The following is an 8,149-nucleotide window of genomic DNA, read 5'->3' as shown; positions in this document are numbered from 1 at the left end:
GTACTACAATCCAGAGATCAAACGTTTCGTGAACCTAGATGTTCTGAGTGGAAGTATTGATGATGGATTGACCATGAACCGGTATGCGTATGTGAATGGGAATCCGATTTCGTATATTGATCCATTTGGATTGAGTGCGGATAGTGACGAGATGTTTAAAACGGTTGGCAGTTTCTTAGCGGATGCTGTTCCTATTTTGGGAACGGTAAAGGTGTACAGGAAGTCTTTACAGGAACAGATTAAGTGACAGGTCAAGAACTTTCTGTAGGAGACCGATTGGCTAAAGGAGATTTTACAAAGATGGTTCATATAAATAAAAGTGAAGGTGATAATATGGAACTTAGATCATATAAATATTTATGGGAGACTAATGAATATTTTCTAGAAAAAATGAGCGAAGGTTATTTGATTATTCATAAAAAGAATAATACTGTGCTCCTTATAGAAGATGATGGCTTATACGATAAAATCATAGAGCAGATGTTTAAAGCTAAATGTGAAATTAGAGATTGATTCATAAGCGACTATTGATTTAGATCGCCAGTGACGACTTAAAAATAAGAAATATTAGTAATCTCAATCAAAAGTAATTCTTTGTTCTAAGCCTTTCAAGGTTACACATAGAATCATAAAAAGGAGTGAACTCATTGAACAATAATGATTTGAAAAAATCTACATTTATACTTAGACTCGACCACAAGTATTTCAGAAATGAGAACATTTGTTTAGGAGGACAACTTGTTGAAATAATCAATTGTATTAAAGAGGAAACTTCGGATCTTGTTTGGTTTACATTCGATGTAGTTGGTAGTAGCAATCAAGTCGTTAAAGAATTATTTCCGGATGAATATTCGGAATTTCTAAGTACAGAAGAATTGATCCAAAAAGCAAATGAGATCATTCAGTTCTATTCAGGAGTGTTCATAGGCATTAAGAAGGGCAAACATGTAGAATGGAACTCTGATCGTTTACCAGACACAGAAGAAGATGAAGGCTTACAGCACCTCGAAGCAGAAATCGAAATTCGCCCATTTGATACTTCCTATTTTGAAGTCTATGGTATGGATCGTAGTATCGAATATAAAATAAAATCTTGTTTGATGCTATCCAATTAATAATATGCTTTAATGAAAACTAAAGAAAAGAACACTTTAGATCAAGGAGCACATAAAGTGAAGAATCAGCCGGAGTATGCAGAAAATATCATAGTTTTAGTTCAATACATGAAGTCGTACAAATGGTTTGTTACAGATAAGGAAATATGGTTTTTAGATTTCAAAAAATTAATTTCTGCTTATCTTGAGAATGGTTTTGATATTCCTAATCCCAATGACTTTTCGGAAAGATTTAATATTCCTGTAGTTAACGAAGAGACAGCTGAAGAATTTTTAGAGAAAATTATAGATAGTGAAGTTAAAGTAAAAGAACTCAAAAATATATTGAAACAAGACACACATGTAGATATGTTAGACATGTCCCCTTCTTTATACATTAATTTCGATCAGAAAGAATTGATATCTTACTATCCTGAACCTGCTTCTTATGAATTATATGTACCCGATGGATGGATTGGAAGTTATAAAGATTTTATTAAAGATGTTCCTGAAATCTATTGTTATTGGATAATAGATGGGAATAATTTATTTTACAAATAGGGTAAATAAGATCTGCATTTGAGCCTATACTAAGATGGAGGAATACCTTATGCACTTAGAAACACAGCGACTTGTTATTCGAGAAATACAAGATACCGATTGGAAAGCGATACATACTTATACTCAATTACCTGAAGTCACACAGCACACAGCATGGGGGCCTAACACTGAAGCAGATACTCAAGCGTATGTGAAAGAAGTAATCGCTCAACAACAGCAATCGTCTCGTCAAGATTATGAATTCGCCATTTGCCTCCAGCATGAAGGGACGTTAATCGGCGGGATTGGTATTCATGTTCACCAGACGAATGCTGAGATTGGTTATGTACTGAACCCTGATCATCAGGGCAGAGGTTATGTGACAGAAGCGGCTCAAGCTATACTCACTTATGGATTTGAGATATTGGATGTACATCGAATCTATGCGACTTGTCGTCCGGCTAATAGAGCTTCTGAGAAAGTTATGCAAAAGATCGGAATGACACGTGAAGGCATGATGCGTGAGCACTGGTATTATAAAGGCGAATTTCATGATTCCTATCTGTACTCTATATTGGCAAAAGAATATCGAAAACACTCCAACGAATCAAACAAAAAGAAACTTTGAATAAGATACGTTCATTAAGCAAAGCATTTCTCAAATTTGATTAACAATTTGGGATTGCCTTTGAATCTGAGTTTGCCTGTTAGTAATGCTACGCCTACATTTTTTTCTTTCGCCACAATTTTAAGCCATGTTTTGCTATCTACTGTAATCTGAATATCGGGTTTGCCATGAAGACCGTCGGTAACCTGAAGCTTTTTATTACGAATATCGAATGTGGTTTGTCTCGTTTCATTGCCTGTGAATGTGAAATGATACGTACAGTTTACATCGGTGGCTTGATTAGGTTGAAATACATGAGGCATCAGGGTGACCAAAAGACTGATCGAATTCGGTATAAGTCCATTACCAACACGTTTGACTGTTTTATGGGGAAAACGTTTTTGGACATGTGCTTCTGCATCTGAGCCAGGGATAACATATATCGTCTCTTCTTTGGCTTGCAATGGCTTCAGGATATCATTCATAAACCCTTTACGATCTTGCAGAAATGGTCCGATGACATCATCGCCGGCAGGACAAACGGATAAGCAATAAGCGGCTTTGTAGTTAGCGCCAAAACTCAAACTTTGCCACCATGAAGCGGATTCTGTTGCAGGAACTTCATTCCGAAATTCTTTCGTGTTCTTGCTATCCACAATCGTTTCTACAAAATCGCTAAAACCGCCCATAAACTCACGATAATTGTGTGTAGCGCATGATGAAAAGTTAAATTGTCCATCTGCACCGATCGCACCCACAGGGCAGGCAGCCACACAAAGCTTGCATTCCAGACATGGATTGTAATCAATCGGTCGATCTTCTTTGTTGACTTTAGCATCTAGCATAATAGCACCAAGAAGAATAAAATTTCCGAACTTCGGATGAATCACATTACGATGAATGCCCATCTTACCTAATCCTGCGGCAACGGCAACAGGTTTGAGTGAAACAACCCATGCTTTACCAGGAAACTTATCCATTTCCATCGGGAAACCCATAGCTGCATTTAAAGCTCGTACTCCTCGTGCTTCTAAGGCAGATACGATGTTATGGGATGTGTCGGCTACCTTATCTCCAGTGTGATGAAATTCAATATTAGCAAGAGAGCGTGCAGGGGTACGGATCGGTTCTCGATTCATTCTGGAAACGAAACTGATCATCGTTTTGGCATGTGGAAATACAGATAGAATATCCTCACGCTGATCATCCAATTCGGAGCGTTCGATAGAGATCACTCCCACATCATCTGCTCCAGCTTCAAGACATAATTCGCGTATCCAATCATAATCAAGTATTTCATTGTCAAAATTTGCAGATTGTGCAACAGATTCATAGTAACGCAGAACGGTAGGATGTTTTTTCATATCAGCCATGTTTATCTGCTCCTTTTAATTAGGTGTATATACACCTTTTTGATTAAAAAAAATTAAATTTCTCTATTTAGCTTAACAATATTAGACAATTGACCAAGTAAACCTGTATAACGCGTCTCACCCATATAGTCTTGAACACGGGTCTGTGCCTGTTCCCATAATGGAAGTGCACGGTCGAGAAGTTCTTTACCTTCAGGTGTTAAAGCAATAAAACGTTTTCGACGATCCTTTCCCTCTGTAATAGATACCCAGCCGTTTCTCTCAAGAGGCTTTAGATCGCGTGGTAAAGTAGTACGATCCATAAGAAGTACTTCGGCTAGAGAAGTAATAGTAACAGAGCCAGTCTGTTCAAGTGCCATTAGCAAAGATAACTGTGTAGCTCTGATCCCGACAGGTCTTAAATATTCATCGTATAAACTCGTAATAAATCGCGAAGCTTTTCTAAAATTCAAGCAAGCACACATTGTGGTATAATCGATTTTCTCTGGAAAATCGGAAGTTGAATGTTGTTTTGTCATAAATATGAGTATATACACATATTTGTTGATGTCAATATGATGATGATCTTTACTTGTATATCCTATCTATAAATCAGGGTGATCTTATTCTTAAAATGTAGATGGTTGTGCTACAATAAATCCTTACGCTATGATAATATTCAATCACAGATTAACCCTATCCGTATGTGCATCTTTAACTACACTCGGATCATAGAGAAAGGGCAGTAACTATGGCGAAAATGACAATGGCAGATGTGGCTCGTGAAGCAGGAGTATCCAAAAGTACAGTCTCCCAGTATCTAAACGGGCGTTATGAATATATGAGCAGTACAACCAAAGACAAAATAGCTGCGGCGATTCAAGCATTGGATTATCGTCCCAATGTGCTAGCACGTAGTTTGAAACAAAAACGTACATTTACTATTGGTGTGATCGTGGCGAATATGTTGCATCAATTTTCATTAGAAGTTTGTCGGGGGATCGAGAGTTATTGTCGAGAACAAGGCATTAGTGTGATCCTTTGCAATACGGATGAAGATGAAGCAAGAGAACGAGAAGATTTGGAATTACTGCGTTCCAAACAAGTCGATGGTGTGATTGCTTTTCCATCGGGTCAGTTAAAACCGTTGTACCAGAAGTTAGTTCAAGAAGGATTCCCATTGGTATTTGTAGATCGGAAGCTTGAAGGCGTACAGGTCAATCGTGTAGTGGTCGATAATGAACAAGCCGCCTATACAGCAACAGAGCACTTGATTACTAGCGGGCACCAACAGATTGCGATGCTAACGGCACCTTTAACAATTTCGACTCGGGTAGAACGGGTTCAAGGATATACAAGGGCGATGCAGGAAAAGTTACCACAGATCACACCGATGATAATCTCGGATGAAGTCGGGCAACTACGACACCAATTAAGTGCATGGACAGATCAGCACCAATTACCAACTGCGATTATTGCTGGAAATGATCTAGTCTTGTTAGAAGTACTGGCTTTTCTCAAAGAACATCAGTTACAGATTCCGCAAGATATGGCTTTGATTGTGTTTGATAATATTCCATTTGCAGAGTTATTGACCCCTACATTATCTACGATTATTCAGCCTTCTCATGATATGGGCAGACAAGCCGCAGAAATGCTGATCGCTTCGATCTCCGCAGAGAGTACTGGGCAAGTACCACCAGCGATACAAGAAAAGCAATTTACCTGTACATTGATGATTCGAGAGTCTTCTGCCCAAGTCATTAATATACAATAAAATGAATAGTACGCTTTTAGTTTTTTAAATATATATATTGTAATGATATAAAAGAGACTGCTTCAGATCACAGTTACAGATCTTGAGCAGTCTCTTTTTGCGTTACACGATCATATAATCGACCCAATCGATTCGTGTACATCCCATTTGATCGAAAAAGCGATGAGCACGCGTATTATGTGGAGCCGCTACCCAGCTCATATGAGCAAATCCATGATCTTGAGTGTATTTGTGACAGTGCTTGAACAATTGAACTTCAACTTCCGTATCTCGTAAATGTTCTTGCAGATACAGATCGTTCATAATGGTCACTTTTTCTGCTTTGATTGAGCTAAATGAGAAGTACAATGTTGCAAATCCTACAGTCTGATTATTTTGCTCGACTACAAATTGAACCCCTAATTGCAATTCCAATAACGTATGGATCAGATGGTGAAGCTTTTCTACAGCAGGCTTCGGCTTTTGATAAAAGTCTCCGATGTATTCATTCATAATAGTGGTCAATGCGTCTACATCTGTACTTGTTGCTTGACGGATAACAGTAGGTATAGATTCCAATACAATCATCTCCTTTATGTATAAAAGATTAATATACACTATTATGTATAAATATACAATTCAATATGTAATAACTCATCTGGGATAGCACGATTAGTTCAAAAGTACCTTTTACCATATAAATACAGATAACGTTTACAAAAAGGCTTGTATTTCTAAAATGATTAGATTATACTCACTTCATAAACCGATTTACTAAACCGATTTATTAAAATTCTTTTACAAGTGAAATGGATGAATATCTTACAGATGAATAGTGAAATAACAGACATCTTTATTATACGAATGCGAAAAGCTGAAAGGAGTACACATCGATGACCACTACCATTATCCCCACATCTGTATTTGCAGATGTTGTTCATAGCAAAGTACCTCAAGCACAAGTGGCGACACGTATTGCTGAGATTGGAGCGGAGGGTATAGAGATTCGGCGTGAATGGTTTGTAGAGTCTGATCTGTTATTGCCTTTAGATCAATGCAGACAAGCGATTGAGCAAGCAAATCTTGCATATACTGTTTATTCGGTACCTGCATCGTTATGGCAAGATAATCATTTGCTAGATCAAGACATTCTCTATCGTTCTTTGAGAGAAGCACAGCAATTAGGAGCAGACGCAGTCAAATTGTCACTCGGTCATTATGAAGTTACACAGTCGTCTATAGAAGGACTTCTTGCAAGTATTGATCAGTTTTTTGCTAATCAGGATTCAACCTCTAGTTTGCAATTATGGATCGAAAATGATCAGACGCTAGAGGGTGGTGATCCTGCACGGTTGCTTTGCTTTTTTGAACAATTAGCTATTTTGCAAGCGCATTCGCCACTGTATTCGATCGGGATGACTTTTGATATTGGCAACTGGTTATATACAGGACATGATGCACTTCAAGCTGCCCGGCAGTTAGCACCTTACGTGACGTATATTCATGCTAAGCATTCGGTTCAGCAAGAGAATAGATATCTAACGCTTCCTTTACCGACAGAGGAACAAGCATTGTGGCGTCAAGTCATCGAAATTCTTCCGAATCAAGCATGGCGGGCGATAGAATTTACATTATTAGATGATACACAGATTGAGTATTACAATCATGTACTACGCACAGCAGGAAGGAGCAATCATACGATGGATACTACGACAGATACCGCTAAAGTAGATAAAAATGAGCTTTTAACATCATCGACCTTACCTACCAAAAGTGATAATACATCACTGGATATCGTTACTTTTGGCGAAGCGATGACGATGTTTGTAGCTGAAGAAGTAGGTGATCTGCACAATGTGTCTTTATTTAGTAAACGACTAGCTGGAGCAGAAGCCAATGCAGCGATCGGATTTGCTCGTCTAGGTCTTCGCTCGGGTTGGGCAAGTCAGGTAGGAGCTGATGCTTTTGGTACATTTGTACAACAACAATTGGCAAATGAGCATGTCAATTTGGATCATGTACGTGTAGATTCAGAACACCCTACAGGATTTCAGCTCAAATCCAAAGTGATCAGCGGTGACCCGCAAGTACAATATTTTCGTCGTGGATCAGCAGCAAGTCAGATGAGTATCCAGAATCTCGATCTTTCTTATTTTAGTTCAGCTCGGCATTTGCATATGACAGGGATTCCTTTAGCATTATCAGATACTAATCGTGAATTTGCTCAGCATGTTATTCAACATATGCGTGATAACGATAGAAGCATCTCATTTGATCCTAACTTGCGTCTAACCTTGTGGAATAGTGAAGCGGAGATGATCCAGACGATTAATCAGTTTGCTATTCAAGCAGACATCGTGTTACCGGGTATTGAAGAAGGGCAGATATTAACAGGATCAGTAGTACCGGAAGAAATTGCAGATTTTTACCTGAAGCAAGGGGTGAAAATGGTTGTCGTCAAATTAGGTCCATCTGGTGCTTATTATCGCAGTCAGGAGCAAGAAGGTATTGTACCCGGATTTATGGTAGACCATGTAATAGATACAGTTGGTGCAGGCGATGGATTTGCTGTTGGAACGGTTAGCGGTTGGTTAGCTGGACTTACCATCGAACAAGCGATTACCAGAGGGTGTGCGATCGGTGCATTAGCAGTCCAATCCATCGGCGATCATGAAGGATATCCTACTGAACATGAATTGCAGCACTTTATCGAGCATCAGCCAAGATATGTATCACCAGCAGATGGAATAGTTGAGCATACTTCAAGTCAAGACCCATCTTTGGAAGGAGTGAAATAAAC

General features: G+C 38.7%; 10 protein-coding genes. 7 read left to right on the top strand and 3 right to left on the bottom strand.

Translation table 11 applies throughout. The features are described 5' to 3' along the window. From PTI45_RS10565 to PTI45_RS10545, 5 genes are all read left to right on the top strand, one after another. The coding region (locus tag PTI45_RS10565) for an RHS repeat-associated core domain-containing protein (RefSeq protein WP_139129240.1) at nt 1–247 on the top strand (247 nt) is incomplete at its 5' end. After that, complete coding sequence (locus PTI45_RS10560; RefSeq protein ID WP_069325786.1) at nt 244–513, top strand: hypothetical protein; 270 nt, start codon at nt 244–246, stop codon at nt 511–513. The genes PTI45_RS10565 and PTI45_RS10560, both read left to right, overlap by 4 nt. Before the next feature lie 134 nt (nt 514–647). Next, nucleotides 648–1,115 (top strand): hypothetical protein, encoded by a 468-nt coding sequence (locus PTI45_RS10555; protein ID WP_069327538.1) that lies wholly within the window; start codon nt 648–650, stop codon nt 1,113–1,115. 12 nt (nt 1,116–1,127) lie between these two features. Continuing rightward, on the top strand, nt 1,128–1,655 hold the full coding sequence (locus PTI45_RS10550; protein ID WP_069327537.1) for a hypothetical protein: 528 nt from the start codon (nt 1,128–1,130) through the stop codon (nt 1,653–1,655). A 49-nt stretch (nt 1,656–1,704) separates the two neighbouring features. Beyond that, on the top strand, nt 1,705–2,262 hold the full coding sequence (locus PTI45_RS10545; RefSeq protein WP_069327536.1) for a GNAT family N-acetyltransferase: 558 nt from the start codon (nt 1,705–1,707) through the stop codon (nt 2,260–2,262). Between the two features lie 14 nt (nt 2,263–2,276). Here the strand turns inward: PTI45_RS10545 and PTI45_RS10540 are convergent, their stop codons facing one another. After that, on the bottom strand, nt 2,277–3,614 hold the full coding sequence (locus tag PTI45_RS10540) for an SCP2 sterol-binding domain-containing protein (protein ID WP_069327535.1): 1,338 nt from the start codon (nt 3,612–3,614) through the stop codon (nt 2,277–2,279). Nucleotides 3,615–3,667: 53 nt separating this feature from the next. After that, nucleotides 3,668–4,132, bottom strand: coding sequence for a MarR family winged helix-turn-helix transcriptional regulator (locus tag PTI45_RS10535; RefSeq protein WP_069327534.1), 465 nt, complete (start codon nt 4,130–4,132; stop codon nt 3,668–3,670). 212 nt (nt 4,133–4,344) lie between these two features. Between PTI45_RS10535 and PTI45_RS10530 the strand changes: the two genes are divergently transcribed. Beyond that, nucleotides 4,345–5,370: a LacI family DNA-binding transcriptional regulator gene (locus PTI45_RS10530; protein ID WP_069327533.1), complete on the top strand. Its 1,026-nt coding sequence runs from the start codon at nt 4,345–4,347 to the stop codon at nt 5,368–5,370. A gap of 102 nt (nt 5,371–5,472) precedes the next feature. Here PTI45_RS10530 and PTI45_RS10525 read toward each other — a convergent pair whose 3' ends face one another. Next, complete coding sequence (locus PTI45_RS10525; RefSeq protein ID WP_342672117.1) at nt 5,473–5,928, bottom strand: GNAT family N-acetyltransferase; 456 nt, start codon at nt 5,926–5,928, stop codon at nt 5,473–5,475. Nucleotides 5,929–6,242: 314 nt separating this feature from the next. On the opposite strand from PTI45_RS10525, the gene PTI45_RS24545 reads away from it, so the two are divergent. Further along, a complete protein-coding gene (locus tag PTI45_RS24545) occupies nt 6,243–8,147 on the top strand; it encodes a PfkB family carbohydrate kinase (RefSeq protein WP_069327531.1) in 1,905 nt (634 codons plus the stop codon). Nucleotides 8,148–8,149 lie beyond the last annotated feature (2 nt).

This window comes from Paenibacillus nuruki (genome assembly GCF_001721045.1).
Lineage (GTDB): Bacteria > Bacillota > Bacilli > Paenibacillales > Paenibacillaceae > Saccharibacillus > Saccharibacillus nuruki.
This window is presented reverse-complemented; position numbering and strand designations above follow the sequence as displayed.

What these genes read in the sequence shown, in the direction of transcription:
- PTI45_RS10550 (WP_069327537.1), top strand. Translation starts at nt 1,128, where the DNA reads ATGAAAACTAAAGAAAAGAACACTTTAGATCAAGGAGCACATAAAGTG.
- PTI45_RS10545 (WP_069327536.1), top strand. Translation starts at nt 1,705, where the DNA reads ATGCACTTAGAAACACAGCGACTTGTTATTCGAGAAATACAAGATACC.
- PTI45_RS10540 (WP_069327535.1), bottom strand. Translation starts at nt 3,614, where the DNA reads ATGGCTGATATGAAAAAACATCCTACCGTTCTGCGTTACTATGAATCT.
- PTI45_RS10535 (WP_069327534.1), bottom strand. Translation starts at nt 4,132, where the DNA reads ATGACAAAACAACATTCAACTTCCGATTTTCCAGAGAAAATCGATTAT.
- PTI45_RS10530 (WP_069327533.1), top strand. Translation starts at nt 4,345, where the DNA reads ATGGCGAAAATGACAATGGCAGATGTGGCTCGTGAAGCAGGAGTATCC.
- PTI45_RS24545 (WP_069327531.1), top strand. Translation starts at nt 6,243, where the DNA reads ATGACCACTACCATTATCCCCACATCTGTATTTGCAGATGTTGTTCAT.